Genomic DNA, 19,012 nt, shown 5'->3' with positions numbered 1-19,012 from the left:
GAGCCGACCAGCAAGAAGGGAAGTCGCAATGGCCGCCATGAAGCCTCGTACGGGGGATGGCCCCATGGAAGTGACCAAGGAGGGCCGCAGCCTCATCATGCGAGTTCCGATCGACGGCGGTGGCCGCCTGGTCCTGGAGCTCAACAACGAGGAGGCCGCAGAGCTCAAGGAGTGCCTGGTGGGAGTCACCGAGGCCTGAGCCCCCGCGTCTGCACTTCAGACAGCGCGAGCCCCCGCCTTTCGACCGCACGGTCGAAAGGCGGGGGCTCGCTCGTGCTGGGGCCGCTGCAGCCGGGACCGATCCCAGGCTGTGGCAGGCCGGACCGGGGCCGCGTCACGGTCGTCAGCGGCGCACCGCCAGCAGCACGCCGGTGCCCGTGGCGACCAACGCCGAGTTCCAGGCCTCGTCCTCGCGGAGGGCGCGCTCGACCTGGCGGGCGGTGACGGTGGCCGGTTCGCGGACGGCCGGCTTGGGGACGCGGTCGTGGTCGAGCGCGTCGACGATCACCAGCAGGCCGCCACGGCGCAGCATGCGGCCGGCCTGGTCGACGTCGAAGGGCAGGGAAGCCGGGTCGCCGTCGAGGACGACCATGTCGTAGGAGCTACTGCTGAGGCGGGGGAGGACCGTCCGGGACCGGCCGGTGATCATGCGGGTGCGCTGGCTGGGCAGGCGCGCCTCGCTGAAGGCCTCGCGGGCGGCGCGCTGCGCGTCGCCGTCGGCGTCGAGCGTGGTGAGCACGGCGTTCGCGGGAAGACCCGCCATCAGGGCGAGGCCGGAGACGCCGGCGCCGGTGCCGACCTCCACCACTGCGGACGCGGAGCGCGTGGCGGCGAGCACGGTGAGCAGCGCCGAGGTGCCCGGGGTGACCGCCCGCAGACCGAGCTCGGCCGAGCGCTCACGGGCACGCTCCACGACCTCGCCCTCGACGGGACGGGACTCGGCATAGGCCCAGGAGGCGTGCTTGTCCGAGGGCTGGGGGCTGACGGCCTTCATGCTCACGTGTGCTGCTTCCTTCCGCGCTGGGCCCGGACCGGGCCACCGGTCCAGTGTACGGACCCCGGCGTGTCGCGTCCCGGCCCTCGTGGCCGCGGGGGTCTCGGGACCTTGGCGGCTCGGGTTCAGCCTTCTCCCAGTAGCGGCGACGAGAATAACAGGCACAGCGGGACGGCTCCGCACGACCGCCGTTCCGGACCGATCCAGGGAAGGAGGCGCTCGGACCGATGGCCCGCCATCCCCTGGGGCGCCTCGACGGATACCTTGAGGGCACCCTGAACGGTCGTCGCCGTCGGCGCGTGGCCTCCCACCTCGAATCGTGCCCCTATTGCACCGACGCCGTTCGCGAGCGCGCCCGCGTGCTGGCCACCGCCCGCCGCGTCGAACGCGACCACGCCCACGGCGTCACGCCCGCCGGGCATGGATCCACGGCCGCCGACCTCGCCGCCGGTGGAACGCACCGCCAGAGCGTCGCCATGGCCGCCCAGGGCGTCTCGGGTCGGTTCGTGGTCGCAGGGCTCGGCGTCCTCGTCCTCGCCGCCGGCGCCCTGGCGGCCGTCTGGGTCGCCGGAGACCCGTCCGACGCGGCGTCGAGCCCCGACCTGGCGGACGCCCGCAGCATCGTCGCCGACGCCGAGTCCGAGGCGGACCCGGCCGCCTCCGCCGAGTCCGCAGGGGCTGCCTCGGCCGCGGTGGCGGCGGAGAACGGGGCGGCGATCCGCGCCCTGCGCCGCCAGGGCTGGGCGGTCCCGTCCCTGCAGACGGTCGGCCTGCGCCCCCAGGGCCTGGAGGTCGCCAGCGACCAGGACGTGGTGGAGGTCTCCGTGGACTGGTCGGACGAGGAGCGCTCGGTGCATGTGCGCGAGTGCCGCAGTACACGCGAGCCTGCGGTCCCGGCCGCGTGTCCGGGCCAGGACGGCGCCCCGGCGGCCACCGAGGGCACCCTCCCAGTGGGGGTCACCTATCACGTGACCGCGGACGACGGCACAGACACCTGGACGGCGGTCCTGCCGGTGGGCCAGGCACGGTATGTGGTCACCTCGGACATGCCGCGCGAGCGCGTGGAGCAGCTGCTGTCCATGATGGTCCTGTCCGAGCGTTCGAGCGTGGCGGACGACCTGGGCGACCCGGACGAGATCACCGACCGTCTCGAACGCGGCATCGATCGCCTGCTCGGCTCGGTGGGACTGTCCACCGGCGTGGCCCGGGGCCCGGCCCTCTAGTAGAGTCAGAGCCTGTGAATATCGGTATCAACGGCGGCGAGTTCATCGTCCTCGTCCTCATCGCCCTTCTTGTGCTGGGTCCTGAGCGACTGCCCGAGTACACGAGGAAGTTCACGGACTGGCTCCGCTCCATGAAGGTCATGGCCGAAGGGGCGAAGGAGCAGTTCAAGGAGGAGACCGGCCAGGACTTCGACGAGATCGAGTGGCGCAAGTACGACCCGCGCCAGTACGACCCGCGCCGCATGATCCGCGAGGCGCTGCGCGAGCCCGTCGACTCCACCCGCGACACCGCCCGCAACGGCGTCCGTGCCGAGGACCTGCACGGCGGCCTGAGCCGTCAGGACATCAAGGACATGGACCCGCGGACGATCTTCCGCCCCTCAGGCGGCGGCTCGACCGCCGCCTCCGCGGCCACCGCAGAGACTGCGGCTCCCGCGGCCACCGCCGGGACCGCCGCATCCGGCGCCCCAGCAGCCGGGGGAGCGGCCGCCGTCGCCGCCGGAGGTGCCGCCGCCGCGCTCATGGGCTCCGGCCGTGCCGAGGCCGCGATGACGCAGGAGACCCCTGCTGCGCACCCGGACACCGAGCCGGATCCGCTGGACCTGCTCGGCAAGGCGCCCGCCCCGTTCGACGTGGACGCCACCTGACCCTCCTGTCGTCCTTCCCGACGACGGCCGGGCACGCCGCGGTCAGCGCGGGGACAGCGGCAGTCCGACGCCGCGCAGGCTGCGCGGGCGGACGGCCAGGCGTGCGGCGACCTGCTCCAGCGCCTGCGCCGCGGGGGAGGCGGCGGTCTCGGTGAGGACCACGGGCACGCCGTCGTCGCCGCCGGTGCGGACGGCCGGTTCGAGCGGGACGGTGCCCAGCAGCGGCACCTCGGCCCCGAGGGTCTGGGACAGGCGGTCGGCGACCTCCTGGCCGCCCCCGGCGCCGAAGACCTCCAGCACGGTGCCGTCCGGCAGGGTCATGGGGCCCATGTTCTCCACCACGCCGGCCACGCGCTGGCCGGTCTGCTTCGCCAGCTGCCCGGCACGGGCGGCGACCTGGGCGGCGGCGTGCTGCGGGGTCGTGACCACGATCAGCTCGGAGGTCGGCAGCAGCTGGGCGGCGGAGATCGCGATGTCCCCGGTGCCGGGCGGCAGGTCGATCAGCAGGACGTCCAGGTCGCCCCAGTAGACGTCGGTGACGAACTGCTCCAGGGCACGGTGCAGCATGGGGCCGCGCCAGGCCACCGGTCGGTCCTCGTCCAGGAACATGCCGATCGAGATGACCTTCACCCCGTGCGCGACCGGCGGCAGGATCATGTCCTCCACGCGGGTCGGGGCGGCGTGGGTGCCGAGCAGGCCGGGGATCGAGAAGCCGTGGACGTCCGCGTCGATCAGTCCCACGGACAGCCCACGCCGGGCCAGCGCGACCGCGAGGTTGGCGGTGACGGTGGACTTGCCCACGCCGCCCTTGCCGGAGGCGACGCCGACCACCCGGGTGAGCGTGCCCTCTCCGAAGGGGTTGGCCGGACGGGAGCCGCGCAGTCGCTCCTGCAGATCGCGGCGCTGCTCGGGGGTCATCACCTCGAGCCGCACCTCGGCTTCCGCGCAGCCGTCCAGGCCCTCGACGGCGGCCCGGGCGTCCGCCTCGAGCGTGCCCTTCAGCGGGCAGCCGGCGATCGTGAGGCGCAGCACGACCTCGAGCCGGCCCGGGGAGGACTCCCTGACGGAGGCGACCATGCCGAGCTCGGTGACCGGACGGCGGATCTCCGGGTCCTGCACCGCCGCCAGGGCGACGAGAGCGGCGGACTCGAGAGCCGTCGTCGGGGTGGAGGTGACGATCTCGGGGGCGCTCATGCCTGCGGTCCCTCCTGGGGGCGCTCGGCGGCTGCCTCGGCGGCCTCCTCGGCGGCCAGGAGTGCCAGCGTGGTGGTGGAGGTGTCCTCCGCGTCAGCGGGTCGAGCCCCGCGCTTCTTCTTGCTGGACTTCTTGGCCGAATCCTTCTTCGTGGCCTTCTTGTCCCGGTCCGCGGAGCGGGCCTCCAGGAGGTCGTTGCGGATCTCGTTGCGGATCTCCTCGCGCAGGGACTCGCGGAGCTGTTCGACGATGTCGTCGGACAGGCTGCGCATCTCGGAGCGCACGAAGTCACGGGTGGAGACGTCCTGCAGGGCCAGGCGCAGGCCCGCGATCTCGCGGGTGAGGTACTCGGTGTCCGCCAGGTTCCGCTCGGCGCGGTCGCGGTCCTCGCGCAGGGCCACCTTGTCACGGTCGTCCTGGCGGTTCTGGGCGAGCAGCAGCAGCGGGGCGGCATAGGACGCCTGCAGCGAGAGCATCAGGGTCAGAGCGGTGAAGCCGATCGCGGCGTCGTCGAAGCGCAGGGACTCCGGACCCCAGGTGTTCCAGCCGAGCCAGAGGGCGCAGAACAGCGTCATCCAGAGCAGGAACTGCGGCGTGCCCATGAAGCGGGCGAAGCCCTCGGTGGCCTCGCCGAAGGCGTCCGGGTCCGGGGAGAGGCGGGGCAGGCGGCGGCGGCGCGCGCTGAGCGGGGTGTCCAGTCCGGACTGGCGGGTGCGCGGGTCGTTCGCGTTCTCGGCCATGGGCGCTCCTTACTGCGTGCTCGTCGTCGGGTTCGGCAGGTCCTCGGGGTCCATGGCGCGCCAGTCCTCCGGGAGGATGTGGTCCAGCACGTCGTCCACGGTCACGGCGCCGACGACGCGCTGCTGCTCGTTCACCACGGGGATGCAGGTGAGGTTGTAGGTCGCCAGCTCGCGGGTCACATGAGCGATCGGGGCGAGGTCGGAGACCGGCTCGAGGTCCTTGTCCAGGATGTTGCCCAGCGGCTCCGGCGGCGGGTAGCGCAGCAGCTGCTGGAAGTGCACGGCGCCGAGGTAGCGGCCGGTGGGGGTCTCCAGCGGGGGGCGGACCACCAGCACGAGGGAGGCGCGGGCCGCGGAGATCTCCTGCTGGCGGATGGTCGCCATGGCCTCGGCCACGGTGTCCTCCGGGGCCATGATCACCGGCACCGGGGTCATCACGGAGCCGGCGGTGTCCTCCTCGTACTCCAGGAGACGGCGCACGTCGTCCGCGTCCTCGGGCTCCATGAGCTCGAGCAGCAGCTCCTGCTGGCTGTCCGGCAGCTCGTGGAGCAGGTCGGCAGCGTCGTCCGGGTCCATCTCCTCCAGCACGTCCGCGGCGCGCTCGATGTCCAGGTGGGAGAGGATCTGCACCTGGTCGTCGTCCGGGAGCTCCTGGAGGACGTCCGCGAGGCGCTCGTCCTGCAGCTCGGAGGCGACCTCCACGCGGCGCTTGGCCGGCATGTCATGGATCATGTCCGCCAGGTCGGCGGGCTTGAGGTCCTCATGGTGGGCCACGAAGCTCGTGGCGCCCTGCGGCTCGGCGCCGGAGGTCCAGCGGGCCTCGTTCCAGGCGATGAGCCGGTGCTCGCCGCGGGGGCGGCCGAAGGTGCTGCGGCCGGCGTCCTTGCGGACGTACAGCTCGGTCATCAGCCAGTCGCCGTTGCGCTGCTGCACCAGTCCGGCGTCCTCGAGGACGACTTCGCCCTCCCCGTCCAGCAGCGTCATGCGGCGGTCGAAGAGGTCGGCGGCCACGGTCTGCTCGGCGCCGCGGCGGGAGAACCGGCGCAGGTTGATCAGGCCGGTGGTGATGATCTGCCCGGAGTCCATGGACGTCACGCGGGTCATCGGCACGAACACGCGCTTCTTGCCGGGGACCTCGATCACCAGGCCGATCGCCAGCGGCGCGTTGCGCAGCCCGCGGTCGAGCACCACGACGTCCCGCAGGCGGCCGAGGCGGTCGCCGAGCGGGTCGAACACGTCCAGGCCCAGCAGCCGGGCCACGAAGATCTTGGAGGAGCTCACCGGTCCAGCCTAGTCGTCCGGTGCGTGCCGTCCCAGATCGGCCCTGGGCGTACAGGGCCGCGCTGACCAGGCCGTGTGCGGGCTGACACGGCAGAATGGGCACATGTCCTTCATGATGTCCGGACCGAACGCCTCCCGTGACGACGGCCTGCCCCGCGGCGAGCTCGTCTCCACCCACACCACCCGCGCGGCCGCCCAGGAGCAGCTGGAGAAGCTGGTCCAGGGCGACGTCCCGCCCACCGCGGTGACGATCGTGGGCAAGGACCTGCGTGTGGTCGAGCGGGTGCGCGGCCGGATGTCCTATCCGCAGGTGGCGCTGTCCGCGGGCCTGCGCGGCCTGCTCTTCGGTTCGCTGATCGGCCTGTTCATGTACCTGATCGCCCCCCAGGGCGGCGCGCAGCAGATCCTGTTCTCCGCGCTGCTCGGCGTGGGCCTGTGGATGATCCTCGGCGTGATCGCCTTCGCGATGCGCAAGGACAGCAACGGCTTCGCCTCCACACAGCAGGTCGTGCCGGCCGCCTATGACGTGGTGGTCGCCTTCGAGCACGCCGGCCGCGCCCGCGGCGTCCTGAACGCCGGGAGCGGCCAGGCCGTGCCCGCCGCCGAGGTCCAGCCGGGTCCGCAGGGCCAGTCGGCCCAGCAGGGTCAGCGGGGCGTCCCGACGACGGCACCGGGCTCCGCCCCGCAGGGCGCCGCCGGTCCGGACCGGGCCGAACAGATCCCCGCGGGGCAGGAGCCGCAGCCGGGCCAGACGCCGCACGTGGGCCAGGGCGGCCAGACCGGTCACGAGCCGCAGGACGGTGCACCGCAGGCGCAGCGGCCGGCCGAGGGGCCGCAGACCCAGGACGGGCAGCAGGCCCAGCCGGCGCAGCCGGCCGACGGCTCGGCCCCTGCCGACGGCGCCCCGCAGGGTCTGGACAGGACCTACGGCCTGCGCCTGTCGCAGGAGGAGGTCGACCGGATCATCGCCGCCCGCGGCGGCACCCCCGGACAGCAGCCGCCCGAGCCGCCGCAGGGAGGCTCCGGCCGCTGACCCGACCGGCCCGGACATGACTCGGCCCCGCACCCGCCGGAAGCGATTCTCGGCACGGTGCGGGGCCGTCGTCGTGGAGTGGGCGTCAGTGCTGCTGGAGACCCTTCATCCAGGCCTCGACCTCGTCCGGGGTGCGGGGCAGCGCGGCGGAGAGGTTCTCCGCACCGTCCTCGGTGACGAGGATGTCGTCCTCGATGCGGATGCCCATGCCGCGGTACTCCTCCGGCACGGCCAGGTCCTCCTCCTTGAAGTACAGGCCCGGCTCGATGGTGAACACCATGCCCGGCTCGAGCACGCCGTCCAGGTAGAGCTCGCGCTTGGCCTGGGCGCAGTCGTGCACGTCGAGGCCGAGGTGGTGGCTCGTGCCGTGCGGCATCCAGCGGCGGTGGTGCTGGCCGTCCTCGGACAGCGCCTCCTCCACGGAGACCGGCAGCAGGCCCCACTCGTGCAGGCGGGAGACGAGGACCTTCATGGCCTCGGCATGGATCTCGCGGAACCGGATGCCCGGCTTCACGATCGCGAAAGCCGCGTCCGCCGCGTCCAGCACCGCCTGGTAGGCCGTGCGCTGGATGTCCGTGAACGTGCCGTTGACCGGCAGGGTGCGGGTGATGTCCGCGGTGTAGAGGGAGTCGGCCTCCACGCCGGCGTCCACCAGCAGCAGCTCGCCGTCCTGCACGTCGCCGGTGTTGCGGATCCAGTGCAGGATGGTCGCGTTGTTGCCGGAGGCGGCGATGGTGTCGTAGCCGAGGTCGTTGCCCTCGAGGCGGGCACGGGAGAAGAAGGCGCCCTCCACGATGCGCTCACCGCGGTGGTGGCCGATCGCCCGCGGCAGCACGCGGACGATGTCCTCGAAGCCGGCGATGGTCGCGGCCACGGACTCGCGCATCTGCTCGATCTCCCACTCGTCCTTGACCAGGCGCAGCTCGGAGGCGAACTCGGCGAGCTCGCCGTCCTGCGCCTCGGCCTCGGCCGGGTCCACGCCCGCGGCGGAGCGGGTGGACTCCACCAGCTGCAGCATGTCCGCGTCGTCCGAGCGGAGCAGGCGCAGCTGGACCTGACCGGCGGCAGGGGAGCCCGCATCCTTGGTCACGGCCACCTCGAGCTCCTCGAGGGAGGCGGTGCGCAGGCCGGTGCGGGCGGCCATCTCGGCCAGCGTCGGGCGCGGGCCGATCCAGAACTCGCCGGAGCGGGCGTCCGCGTAGAACTGCTCGGTGTCCCGGCCGGCGAGCGGTCGGAAGTAGAGGGTGGCCGCGTGGGAGGAGCCCTCGTCCCCGGCACCGGCGTCGGTCGGCTCGAGGACGAGCACGGCGTCCGGCTCGTGGTCCACGCCCAGGCCGGTCAGGTGGGCGAAGGCCGAATGCGGGCGGAAGCGGTAGTCCGTGTCGTTCGAGCGCACCTTCAGCTGGCCGGCCGGGATCACCAGGCGCTCGCCCTGGAAGCGCTCGGACACCGCGGCACGGCGGCGGGCGGCGTGCTCGGCGGAGGCGTCCGCCTCCGGCAGCTCGGTGCGCGCCGGGGCCCACTGGGAACCCATGAACGCGCGGAACGCGTCCGAGTTCGGGCGCTGTGAGCGGTTCTCCACGCGCTCGTGAAGCGGCTGGCGCTCCTGCTCGGCACCGGAGGTCTCGAGGGTCGTCTTCTCGCTGTTCTGCTCGGTCATGCCGTCCATCTTGTCACCCGGGACCGGGCGCCGCACTCGGGGCGCTGCCGCGGGGACCGGCAGCAGGCTCCGCCCCGTAGGCTGGGGTCATGAGCACGCCCCGCTTCGACCTGCACACGCACTCGACCGTCTCGGACGGCACCGAGTCTCCCGCCGAGCTCGTGGCGGCGGCCGCGGCGGCGGGGCTGGACGGGCTGGCGCTCACCGACCATGACACGAACGCCGGCTGGGCCGAAGCCGAGGAGGCGGCCCGCAGGCACGGCCTGCTGCTGGTGCGTGGGATGGAGATGTCCTGCCGCACGGACGAGGGCGTCTCCGTGCACCTGCTGTCCTACCTGCACGACCCGGAGCACGACGGCCTCAACGCCGAGATGGCCCGCGCCCGCGACGCCCGCCTGCACCGCGCGCAGATGATGGTGGAGCGCCTCGCCGAGGACTTCGACCTCACCTGGGACGACGTGCTCGAGCACGCGGGGGAGGGAGCCACCATCGGGCGACCGCACCTGGCGGATGCCCTCGTGCGGATCGGCGTGGTCCCGGACCGCACCGCCGCGTTCCGCTCCATCCTCGCCGGCTCCTCCAAGTACTACGTCCCGCACTACGCCCCGCATCCGGCCGACGCCGTCCGCCTCGTGCGCGACGCCGGCGGAGTCCCCGTGTTCGCGCATCCGCTGGCCTCGGCCCGCGGACGTGTGGTGGGCATGGAGACCTTCGAGGAGATGATCGGCGCCGGCCTCGGCGGTCTTGAGGTGGACCACCGCGACAACCCGGACGAGGCCCGCGCCGTGCTTCGCGGCATCGCCGAGCGCCACGGCCTGTTCACCACCGGATCCTCGGACTACCACGGCAGCGGCAAGCCCAACCGGCTGGGGGAGAACCTCACCGCACCCGAGGTGCTCGCCGAGATCGAACGTCAGGCAACCGGGACGGACGTCCTGCGCTGAGCGGGCGCCGTGTCCCAGCGGCGCCGCGGGGAGACGACGACGGCTGGGGACCCGGGGGCCATGCCCCGGGCGCGGCAGACGAGACGACGACGGCGGCGCGCCTGACAGCGTCAGGTGCGCCGCCGTCGTCGGCGGCCGGGTGCTCGACCGACCTGCTTCCCGACTGGTGAGGACACGCCGTCTCGAGCCCCTCAGGACCCGTGATGACGGTGAGTCCTCACCAGTACGTGCGCGGGGGAGGGTCACCTCTCGGTCTTCGGGGCGCTCTCGCCGCCCTTCACGACCTCGCCGTTGCGGCGGCGGGTGCGGTTGCGGCCTCCGCGGGAGCGCCTGCGACGGCCCCCGCCCCCGCCCTCACCCGAGCGCTCGCCGCCCTCGGAGCGGTCACGACCCTCGCCGCCGCGTCGGCCGCGGGACTCGCCGGACTCGCCGCGCTCGCTGTCGCGGCTCCGGCCCTCGCCACCACGGCCCCGGGCCTCGCCGCCGCGGCCACGACCGCGTCCACGGCCCCGGCCGCCGCCGCGACCGCCGCGCTCGGAGCTGCGGCCGCCGCGCGCTGCGGAGCCCGGACCGCCCAGGTCCTCGACGTGCTCGGCGTCCAGGCCCTCGAGGGTGCGCTTGTCCTTCGGCAGACGGCCCTTGGTGCCCTTCGGGATGCCGAGGTCCTCGAACAGGTGCGGGGAGGAGGAGTAGGTCTCCACCGGCTCGGGCTGGCCGAGACCGAGGGCCCTGTCGATCAGGGACCAGCGCGGCATGTCCTCCCAGTCCACGAGGGTCACCGCGATGCCCTTGTTGCCGGCGCGGCCGGTGCGGCCGACGCGGTGGACATAGGTCTTCTCGTCCTCCGGGGCCTGGAAGTTGAACACGTGGGTCACGTCGTCCACGTCGATGCCGCGGGCGGCGACGTCGGTGGCCACCAGGATGTCGATCTTGCCGTTGCGGAAGGCGCGCAGCGCCTGCTCGCGGGCGCCCTGGCCCAGGTCGCCGTGCAGCGGGCCGGCGGCGAAGCCGCGCTTGGTCAGCTCGTCGGCCACACGGGCGGCGGTGCGCTTGGTGCGGGTGAAGATGATGGTGCGGCCGCGGCCCTCGCCCTGCAGGGCACGGGCGATGAGCTCGTCCTTGTCCATGTGGTGGGCGCGGTAGACGAGCTGGCGGATGTCCTTCTTGGTCAGGCCCTCGTCGTCCGGGTCGGTGGCGCGGATGTGCGTCGGGTGGGTCATGTACCGGCGGGCCATGGCGACCACCGGACCCGGCATGGTGGCCGAGAACAGCATGGTCTGGCGGACCTGCGGCACGGCGGCCAGCAGGGTCTCCACATCCGGCAGGAAGCCGAGGTCGAGCATCTCGTCGGCCTCGTCGAGCACCACGGTGTTCACCAGGTTCAGCCGCAGGTGGCGCTGGCGCATCAGGTCGATCAGGCGGCCGGGGGTGCCGACCACGATCTCCACGCCGCGGCCCAGCTCCTCGATCTGCGGCTCATAGGCGCGGCCGCCGTAGATGGTGGCGATGCGCAGCGAGCGGTTCTTCGCGGCCTCGGTGAGGTCGCCGGCCACCTGGACGGCCAGTTCGCGGGTCGGTGCCACGATGAGCGCCTGCGGGGCGCCGGCGGAGCCGTCCTTCTCCAGCCTGTCCCAGCCGGGCTCGCCCGGACCGACGGCCCGCTGCAGGGCGGGGATGCCGAAGCCGAGGGTCTTGCCGGTGCCGGTCTTGGCCTGGCCGATGATGTCATGCCCGCCCAGGGCGACCGGGAGGGTCATGGACTGGATCGGGAACGGATGGGTGATGCCGCGCGCGGACAGCGCGTCCACGATCTCGGCGGAGACGCCGTAGTCGGCGAAGGTCTTCTCCTCGACGGCCGGGACCTCGTCAGGGGTCACGGTCTCGGCGGCCATCTCCTCGACGGCGGCCATCTCCTCGGCGGCCCTGTCCGGGGTGGTCTCGGGGTTCTGGGTGGTGGGTGTGTCGCTCATGCTCACGCTCCCGTTTCCTTCTCGGGCGCGCGGGGCGTCGGTCCGCGGCGCGGGCGGCCGGATGCCTCCGGGCCCGTGCGTGCGGGCTCGCGCCGTGTGCGCGCTGCAGGGGGAAGCCGATCGCGGGGAGAACACACCGGAGCCGCAAGGCCTCGTGGCCCCGCCCCGGGAACCCGGTCTCGGCCGTCCCCCACGGTGGGGAGGCGCCGCCGGATTCGGCAGTACAGGTGATCAGGTGCGACCGGTCATCCAGTGGTCACGACGACTGCGGGGACGCGGTCGTCGGGGGCCAGTCTAGCCCCTCGGCCTGCGGGCGCGCCGGAAGGAGCGGACGGCAGGGAGCCTCAGCGGCCTCCGGCCAGGGACGCGTCGACCTGACCGGAGGCCACGTCCACGGAGTCGATGCGCACGCGCACCTCGTCGCCGGGGGCGGCACCGGCGGGGACGCTCAGGTAGGCGGGCGGGTCCACGAGCTGCACGTCCACGGAGTCCTCGCCGCGGGTGCGGACCACGGTGCCGGCGAGCTCCTCGCCCACGTGGGCGGTCAGCTCTGCGGCCTCCACGAGGTCCACGGCCGCCCGGTCGGCCTGGGAGGCGCGGCGCCCCGAGTCCGCCATCAGCGCGGGCAGCTCCGGCAGGGCGGCCCGCACCTCGGCGGGCACTTCGTGGCCCTGCACCAGGGCATGGCAGACGATCAGCACGAAGCGGTCCACCAGGCGGCGCAGCGGAGCGGTGGTGTGGGCATAGGGGGCGGCCAGGGCGGCCTGCTCCGGGTCCTCCGGCGGGGTGTGCAGCTCAGGGTCGTCGGAGGACGCGTCGAATGCGGTGTAGTCGGCGCCGCGGAACAGGGCGGTGGCGGCGTGGAGGACGGCCAGGCCCTGGGGTGCGGTCGGGTCCACGGTGCGCAGGTAGGCGCCGTAGTCCTGCTCGTGGGTCCACGGCAGGCCGAGGGCGGCCACGCGAGAGCGGAACTCGGCGATCGCCTCGTCGTCCGGGGCGGGCATGGTGCGCAGGATGCCGACGCCGGCGTCGAGCATGATGCGGGCCGCCGCCATCCCCGTCATGAGGGAGACGTGGGCGTTGTCGTCCTCCACCGGCAGCGGGTTGCGCTGCACGAGGCGGTAGGCGCCGGACTCGTCCACGTGGATCTCCTGGTCCGGCATGTTCAGGGACGCGCCGCCACGGGCCGCCTCCTGGGCGCGCCGCAGCCGGCCCACCTCGGGGAGCAGCCGCAACGAGGCCACAACATCCTCGGGCAGGTCCGGCACGTCGGCCGGGGCCCGCCCGTCCTTCCCGACGACGGCACCGCCCCCGGGTGCCCCGCCCGCCGGGAACTCGTCCCCGACGAGGGCCTGCACCTGCGGGTAGGTCAGCTGGAAGCGGGAGCGCACCCGTGCGCGGACCAGCTCCACGGCCCCGAGGACGCCCTCGGCGTCCAGGTCCATGGACCAGACGTAGGCGGGGCGCTCCTGCTCGGGCAGCAGGGAGCCGGCGTGCTCGCTGATGCGCTCGGGGTGGAGGGGGACACGCCCGTCCGGAAGGTAGACCGTCTGGCCCCGTCGGCGGGCCTCCGCGTCGATGGCCCCGCCGAGGGCCACGAACGCGGGGACGTCGGCGATGGCGTAGTGCACGCGGACGCCGACGTCCGTGCGCTCGATGAAGACGGCCTGGTCCAGGTCGGTGGACCCGGCGGGATCCACCGTGACGAAGGGGACGTCGGTGAGGTCCACGCGCTCGGGGTCCTGCCCGAGGGAGCCGAGGACGTCCTCGGCGGCACGTTCGGCCTCGGCCAGCACGTCGTCCGGGAACGCGTCCGGCAGCTCGAGGTCCCGGCGGAGACGGGTCAGCCGTGCGGTGAGGGCGGAGTCCTCACCGGCGCCGTGGACGCCGAGTGCGGGCAGCAGCATGGGTCAGGCCCCTTCGCCCGTCGGCTCAGCGAGCGGCGAAGCCCAGCGGGCCGGCCTTCTGGGCGCCGATCTCGACGAAGGCGATCTTCTCGCCGGGCACGAGCACGGTGCGGCCCTTGGCGTCGTCCAGCTGGAGCAGGGAGCCGTCGGCGATCGCGGCGGCCACGCGCTCGCGGACCTCCTCGGCGGTGTGCTCGGTCTCCAGAGTCACCTCGCGGGCCGAGTGCTGCACTCCGATGCGGATCTCCATGGGGTCCTCCTAGGACAGGGGTCTGCGGTCTGCGTCGGACGGCGGGGCCGGGGCCGCGCGCGTCCGGAACGGCTCTGTTCCCGTTCAGACTAGGGCACGGGGCGCGGCGGCAGGCAGGGCACGGGAGGCGTTTCACCCCGTGGCGAAACACAGGGGCCGGAACAGGTCCGTCCGCGGGGCGCGGGCGGTGTGGGGCCCCCGTCGGCGGGGCGGGGCGTGTGTGGCGCCCCGCTGTCGGGGCGGGGCGTGCTCAGAGTCTGGAGAGGCCGCGCCAGAGCATGGTGAAGGTGACCTCGGCGGCGCGCTCGAGGGTGGGACGGGAGGCCTCGTCGGTCTCGTCGGCCCACCAGCGGGCGGCCTCGACCATGCAGGCCACCAGGCCGCGGGAGACCAGCTCGGCCTCCTCGACGGAGACCGTGGCTCCCTCCTGCAGCAGCTTGGCGATGTGCCGGGCCAGGGTGCCCTCGATGACCTCGCCGCGCTGCTGGACCTCCGGGTCGTGGGTGCGGCCGGAGGACAGCAGCAGCCGGTGGCGGCGGCTCGGGTCGGACACATACCGGTAGACCGCGGCCACCGTCTGGCGGGTGCGCTGCCTGTTGTCCAGGTCCGAGGACAGCACCTCGGAGATCTGTGCGACGAAGGCCTCGACCTCGACGTCGAGCAGGTGGAGGAAGAGCTCGTGCTTGCCGGGGAAGTGCTGGTAGAGCACCGGCTTGGACACGGCCGCCGACTCGGCGATCTGGTCCATGGAGGTCTGCGCGTAGCCGTGCTCCACGAACAGGGCACGTGCGACCTCCACCAGCTGCCGGCGGCGTTCGGCCCGGGGCAGGCGTGCCGCGCGGGTGTGGCCGCTCATGCGGTGCGTCTCTGCCCGTCCGCGTCCTGATGGGGGACCGGGCAGGCGGACGGCGAGTCCGGGATCGGAGCGGCGGCGGGCACCTCGATGTCGTACAGCGCCTGCAGCGCGCGCTCGTACTCGTCCAGCCGTCCCTCGGCAGCCATGCGCCGGGCGCGGACGGTGGGGGTGTGGAGGAGCTGACGCACCATGTGGCGCAGGGCGAACTCGATCTCCTCGGCCGGTGCGGTGCAGCCATGGCGGCGGCGGACGCGCTCCAGTTCGGTGTCCAGGGCCGCAAGGGTGTGCTCGCGCAGGGCGCGGATGGCGCCGTCGGCGGTGCGGCCGCGCTGGGAGTCGGTGAAGTCGCGGAGGGCGCCCTCCACGAGGGTGCGTGCCTCGGAGACGGCCGAGGCGGCCTGCTCCGGTGCGGCGAGGCGGACGTCCTCGAGGGTGATCAGGTCGACCTGGTCCAGGTCCGCCACGGCGGGGTCGAAGTCACGGGAGAGCGCCAGGTCCAGCAGGGTGACCGGATGCCGGGCGCCCTCACGGAGGGCCACGAGCTGCTCAGGGGAGACCTGCCGGCCGGACCCGGAGCAGCCGATCACCACGTCGGCCTCGGCCAGTGCCCCGGCGATGCTCTCGCCGCCCAAGGCCATTGCCCAGCCGCCGCGATCGGCGACGAACTGCTCGGCACGGCCGGAGGAGGAGTGCACGGCCACGGCGGTGGCGCCGCGGTCCGCCAGCTGGGACAGGGTGGTGCCCGCATAGGAGCCGGTGCCGATCAGCAGCACGTTCGCCTCGGCCCAGAAGTCCTCGGCCTCCTCCTCGGTGACGACGCCGCGCAGCTCCTCGGCCAGGTCCAGGGCCACGGTCACGACGGACCGGCCGGTGGCGCCGAGAGCGGTCTGGGAGCCCACGTCCTTGGCCGCGCGGGTCGCGCCCTCGAACAGGCGGACGAGCGGGCCCGTGGCGGTGCCGGCCTCCCGGGCCTCGACGAGGGCCCGGCGCACCTGTCCGGCGATCTCGCGCTCGCCGACCACGGCGGAGTCCAGGCCGGAGGCGACCTCGAACAGGTGGCGGACGGTGGCGTCGGCGCCGAGCAGGCGGAAGGTGCCGTCCACGGTGGCGTACGGGAGGTCCGTCTCGGCGGCGATCGCCTTCACGAGGGTGTTGTGGGTGCCGGACACGTCGCCGTTGTCCGCGTCGGCGTAGACCTCCACGCGGTTGCACGTGGTCAGCACGACGGCCCCGCCGGCACCGGAGGCGGGCAGGGCGGAGAGCACGGACGCGGCACCGGCGGACAGGCGGGCGACCGTGTCGAGGTGGACGTCCTTGTGCGAGGCGATCAGCGAGAAGAGTGTCACAGCGCCGTCCATCCTAGCCGGGGCCGGTCCTTCCGTCACCGAGGCGCACCTCACCTGAAGCGGGGCATCCGCTCAGATAGGGCGACGCTGAGGTGACGGCCGTCACGTGGGGCGAGGTGGGCCGTCGTCGTCCACGGGCCCGGAATCGCTTTCGATGGAAGAATGGGGGGCATGTCCGCCGAGACCCCTGCTCAGACCCCGTCCACGGCGGCCGCAGCCCTGCCGGCCGACCATCCGTTGCGCACCACCGAATCCGCGCGATCCACGGCCGATTCGGCGTTGATCACCGCGCTGCGCGGCGCCCGCCCCGAGCGCCACCCCGTCTGGTTCATGCGCCAGGCCGGCCGTTCGCTGCCGGAGTACAAGAAGGTGCGCGAGGGCATCGGGATGCTCGATTCCTGCCTCATGCCCGACCTTGTGAGGGAAATCACGATGCAGCCGGTCCGCCGCCATGACGTGGACGCCGGCATCTTCTTCTCGGACATCGTGGTCCCGCTGCGCCTGGCCGGGATCGGCGTGGAGATCGTCCCGGGCGTCGGGCCGGTCCTGGACCACCCGGTGCGCACCGCCGCGGACGTCGCCGCACTGCCCGAGCTCGAGGACTCCGCCCTCGACGTCATCCGCGAGGCCGTCTCGCTCACCGTGGGCGAGCTCGGCAGCCGCCCGCTCATCGGCTTCGCCGGCGCGCCGTTCACCCTGGCCGCCTACATGGTGGAGGGCCGCCCCTCCCGCGACCACTTCGGGCCGCGCCGCATGATGCACGCCGACCCGGAGACCTGGAACGCGCTGGCGTCCTGGGCCGCCCGCGTGTCCGGCCAGTTCCTCCGCGCCCAGATCGTCTCCGGCGCCTCCGCCGCCCAGCTCTTCGACTCGTGGGCCGGCTCGCTCTCCGCGGCCGACTACCGTGCCCACGTGCAGCGTCACTCCGCCGCCGCCTTCGAGGCCGTCGCCGACCTGGCCGGACCGGGTGTGGTCGGAGGCGTCCCGCTGCTGCACTTCGGCATCGGCACCGGCGATTTCCTGCACCACCTGCGCGATGCCGGCGCGTCCGCCGTCGGCGTGGACCACCGCCTCACCCTGGCCGAGGCGCACCGTCGCCTCTGCGCGAACCCGGGCCCGGACGGCCGCGGCGCCGTCCCGCTGCAGGGCAACATCGACCCGGCCCTGCTGGGCGCCCCCTGGGAGGTGCTCGAGGCCCACGTCCGCGAGGTCGTCGCCTCCGGCGCCGCTGCGCCGGGACACGTGGTCAACCTGGCCCACGGCGTCCCGCCGGAGACCGACCCGACCGAGCTGACCCGCGTGGTCGAGCTGATCCACTCCATCGACGTGCCCGAGCGTCCCGCCTCGGGGGAGGAGCACGCATGAAGGTCCCGGACATCTCTGTGCAGCAGATCCCGGCCCCGGTGGCCCCCGCTGCGGACCAGGCGCCCCGCACCGCCCTGGTGATCGGCGGCGGCATCGCCGGCCTGCTCTCCGCGCTGCGCCTGCGCCAGTCCGGCTGGGAGGTCACCCTCGCCGAGGCCACCTCGGTGCTCGGCGGCGCCGTCTCGCCGCGCTACCTCACCGTGCCGTCCGAGGACGAGCACGGCGCCGTGCAGGACCAGACGCTGGAGCTGGACGGCGGAGCGGAGGCCTTCGCGCTGCGCGGCACCGCTGTCCAGGAGCTGCTGCATGAGCTGGACATCTACGAACGCATCATGTCCCCGGCGGCCGGCGGGTCCTGGATCCACGCCGCCGAGGGCTCGTTTCCCTCCCCACGGCTGGGCCTGCTGGGCATCCCCGGGGACCTGGACGCCGAGGACACCGCCGCGGCCCTGTCCGCCGCCGGCCTGGAGCGCGCACGCCAGGACCTGACCGCCGAGGTGGGCGACTGGGCCGAGCGCATCGCCGCCGGCGAGGAGATCACCCTCGGCGAGCTGGTGGCCGACCGTCTCGGCGACGAGGTCCTGCAGCGCCTCGTTGCCCCCGTGGTGGCGGGGGTGCACTCCGCCGACCCGTCCACCGTCGCCGTGCACCGGGTGGCCCCGGGTCTGCTCGAGGCCTTCGTGGAGCAGGGCAGCCTGTCCGCCGGCGTCGCCGCGCTGCGCGGCCAGCACACCCCGGGCTCCCTCGTGGCCGGCCTCGACGGCGGCATGAACATCCTGACCACCCGGCTGATCGCCCGGCTGCGGGACACCGGCGTGACCGTGCTGCGCGGCGTCCGTGTGGCCGCCCTGAAGCATTTCGACGAGCGCGGCCAGTGGTGGGCGCAGATCAGCGACCGCAACGAGGAGGTCCTCCGGGGGCTCGAGGCCGACCGCATCGTCCTCGCCGTGGACGGCCCCAACGCCTGGGAGCTGCTCGCCCCCGCCTCGCACGGCGCCCTCGACCCCGACGACGGCCCCCACCCTGCCGACGGCGTCGCCCTGGTGACGCTCGTGGTGGACGCCGAGGGGCTCGACTGCGCCCCGCGCGGCACCGGAGTCCTCGTGGCCGAGGGCACCGAGGTGGGCGCCAAGGCGCTCACCCACGCCACCGCCAAGTGGGAGTGGCTCGCCGAGGTCGTCCGCCGCGACCGCGAGGACGGCACCGCCCGCCACCGGCACCGCCACGTGCTCCGCCTCTCCTACGGCCGGCACGGCGGCGGCCCGGACCAGCTGGGCTACCGCACCGCGGACGAGCAGCTTGTGGAGCAGGCGATCGCCGACGTCGCCGTGCTCACCGGAGTGGACCTCGCAGCCGAGGACGTGGCCGCTCACATGGTCGTCCGCTGGCGCGACGCCATCCCGCCGCAGTCCGGCCCCGCCCGCACCGCCATGAAGGCGCTGACCGCCTACGCCGAGACCACCGACGGCGTGGACGTGGTCGGCGCCTGGGCCGACGGCACCGGCCTGGCCTCGATCGTGGAGGCCGTGGACCGCCGCTTCGGCTCCTTCGACCCCATCACCCCCGCAGCAGGAAGAGAGTGATCCCCGTGCAGGACACCCA

17 protein-coding genes are annotated in these 19,012 nt (G+C 73.8%); 7 read left to right on the top strand and 10 right to left on the bottom strand.

All coding sequences use genetic code 11. From position 1 onward, the window contains the following. The first annotated feature begins 28 nt into the window (after positions 1–28). Positions 29–199, top strand: a complete 171-nt coding sequence (locus CEQ11_RS09700; RefSeq protein ID WP_070637713.1) for a DUF3117 domain-containing protein — start codon at positions 29–31, stop codon at positions 197–199. 144 nt (positions 200–343) lie between these two features. Here the strand turns inward: CEQ11_RS09700 and CEQ11_RS09695 are convergent, their stop codons facing one another. Then, positions 344–994, bottom strand: a complete 651-nt coding sequence (locus CEQ11_RS09695; protein ID WP_067189026.1) for an O-methyltransferase — start codon at positions 992–994, stop codon at positions 344–346. A 227-nt stretch (positions 995–1,221) separates the two neighbouring features. Between CEQ11_RS09695 and CEQ11_RS13355 the strand changes: the two genes are divergently transcribed. Further along, on the top strand, positions 1,222–2,217 hold the full coding sequence (locus tag CEQ11_RS13355; RefSeq protein ID WP_088478474.1) for a zf-HC2 domain-containing protein: 996 nt from the start codon (positions 1,222–1,224) through the stop codon (positions 2,215–2,217). 14 nt (positions 2,218–2,231) lie between these two features. Then, positions 2,232–2,864, top strand: coding sequence for a twin-arginine translocase TatA/TatE family subunit (locus CEQ11_RS09685; protein WP_227718835.1), 633 nt, complete (start codon positions 2,232–2,234; stop codon positions 2,862–2,864). Between the two features lie 42 nt (positions 2,865–2,906). Here CEQ11_RS09685 and CEQ11_RS09680 read toward each other — a convergent pair whose 3' ends face one another. Genes CEQ11_RS09680 through CEQ11_RS09670 form a run of 3 tightly spaced genes read right to left on the bottom strand, consistent with a single transcriptional unit; the run spans position 2,907 to position 6,079 of the window. Further along, positions 2,907–4,058, bottom strand: a complete 1,152-nt coding sequence (locus CEQ11_RS09680; RefSeq protein WP_067189030.1) for an Mrp/NBP35 family ATP-binding protein — start codon at positions 4,056–4,058, stop codon at positions 2,907–2,909. Continuing rightward, complete coding sequence (locus tag CEQ11_RS09675; RefSeq protein ID WP_227718834.1) at positions 4,055–4,798, bottom strand: DUF1003 domain-containing protein; 744 nt, start codon at positions 4,796–4,798, stop codon at positions 4,055–4,057. The genes CEQ11_RS09680 and CEQ11_RS09675 overlap by 4 nt, the downstream gene beginning before the upstream one ends. A 9-nt stretch (positions 4,799–4,807) precedes the next feature. After that, positions 4,808–6,079: a magnesium transporter MgtE N-terminal domain-containing protein gene (locus CEQ11_RS09670; RefSeq protein ID WP_088478473.1), complete on the bottom strand. Its 1,272-nt coding sequence runs from the start codon at positions 6,077–6,079 to the stop codon at positions 4,808–4,810. 103 nt (positions 6,080–6,182) lie between these two features. On the opposite strand from CEQ11_RS09670, the gene CEQ11_RS12930 reads away from it, so the two are divergent. After that, positions 6,183–7,112 carry a general stress protein gene (locus CEQ11_RS12930; RefSeq protein ID WP_088478472.1) on the top strand — a complete coding sequence of 310 codons (930 nt, stop codon included), beginning with the start codon at positions 6,183–6,185 and terminating at the stop codon, positions 7,110–7,112. 85 nt (positions 7,113–7,197) lie between these two features. On the opposite strand, the gene CEQ11_RS09660 is transcribed toward CEQ11_RS12930, so the two are convergent. Further along, positions 7,198–8,772, bottom strand: a complete 1,575-nt coding sequence (locus CEQ11_RS09660) for an aminopeptidase P family protein (RefSeq protein WP_088478471.1) — start codon at positions 8,770–8,772, stop codon at positions 7,198–7,200. 89 nt (positions 8,773–8,861) lie between these two features. On the opposite strand from CEQ11_RS09660, the gene CEQ11_RS09655 reads away from it, so the two are divergent. Further along, on the top strand, positions 8,862–9,716 hold the full coding sequence (locus CEQ11_RS09655) for a PHP domain-containing protein (protein WP_067189040.1): 855 nt from the start codon (positions 8,862–8,864) through the stop codon (positions 9,714–9,716). 242 nt (positions 9,717–9,958) lie between these two features. On the opposite strand, the gene CEQ11_RS09650 is transcribed toward CEQ11_RS09655, so the two are convergent. From CEQ11_RS09650 to CEQ11_RS09630, 5 genes are all read right to left on the bottom strand, one after another. Continuing rightward, positions 9,959–11,686, bottom strand: coding sequence for a DEAD/DEAH box helicase (locus CEQ11_RS09650; protein WP_087133768.1), 1,728 nt, complete (start codon positions 11,684–11,686; stop codon positions 9,959–9,961). 344 nt (positions 11,687–12,030) lie between these two features. Next, positions 12,031–13,593, bottom strand: coding sequence for an RNB domain-containing ribonuclease (locus CEQ11_RS09645; protein WP_087133769.1), 1,563 nt, complete (start codon positions 13,591–13,593; stop codon positions 12,031–12,033). A 25-nt stretch (positions 13,594–13,618) separates the two neighbouring features. Next, complete coding sequence (locus CEQ11_RS09640; RefSeq protein ID WP_067189044.1) at positions 13,619–13,843, bottom strand: DUF3107 domain-containing protein; 225 nt, start codon at positions 13,841–13,843, stop codon at positions 13,619–13,621. Between the two features lie 250 nt (positions 13,844–14,093). Continuing rightward, positions 14,094–14,699, bottom strand: a complete 606-nt coding sequence (locus CEQ11_RS09635; RefSeq protein ID WP_088478470.1) for a TetR/AcrR family transcriptional regulator — start codon at positions 14,697–14,699, stop codon at positions 14,094–14,096. Next, positions 14,696–16,045 carry a glutamyl-tRNA reductase gene (locus CEQ11_RS09630; RefSeq protein ID WP_067189086.1) on the bottom strand — a complete coding sequence of 450 codons (1,350 nt, stop codon included), beginning with the start codon at positions 16,043–16,045 and terminating at the stop codon, positions 14,696–14,698. Before CEQ11_RS09630 ends, CEQ11_RS09635 begins: the two co-directional genes overlap by 4 nt. A 162-nt stretch (positions 16,046–16,207) precedes the next feature. Here CEQ11_RS09630 and hemE point away from each other — a divergent pair, with 162 nt between their 5' ends. Continuing rightward, positions 16,208–17,410, top strand: a complete 1,203-nt coding sequence (hemE, locus tag CEQ11_RS09625) for a uroporphyrinogen decarboxylase (protein ID WP_369804922.1) — start codon at positions 16,208–16,210, stop codon at positions 17,408–17,410. After that, positions 17,407–18,993, top strand: coding sequence for an NAD(P)/FAD-dependent oxidoreductase (locus tag CEQ11_RS09620; RefSeq protein ID WP_088478469.1), 1,587 nt, complete (start codon positions 17,407–17,409; stop codon positions 18,991–18,993). Before hemE ends, CEQ11_RS09620 begins: the two co-directional genes overlap by 4 nt. The last annotated feature ends 19 nt before the right edge of the window (positions 18,994–19,012 follow it).

The sequence above is a fragment of the Micrococcus sp. FDAARGOS_333 genome, from assembly GCF_002206575.2.
GTDB lineage: Bacteria > Actinomycetota > Actinomycetes > Actinomycetales > Micrococcaceae > Micrococcus > Micrococcus lylae.
This window is presented reverse-complemented; position numbering and strand designations above follow the sequence as displayed.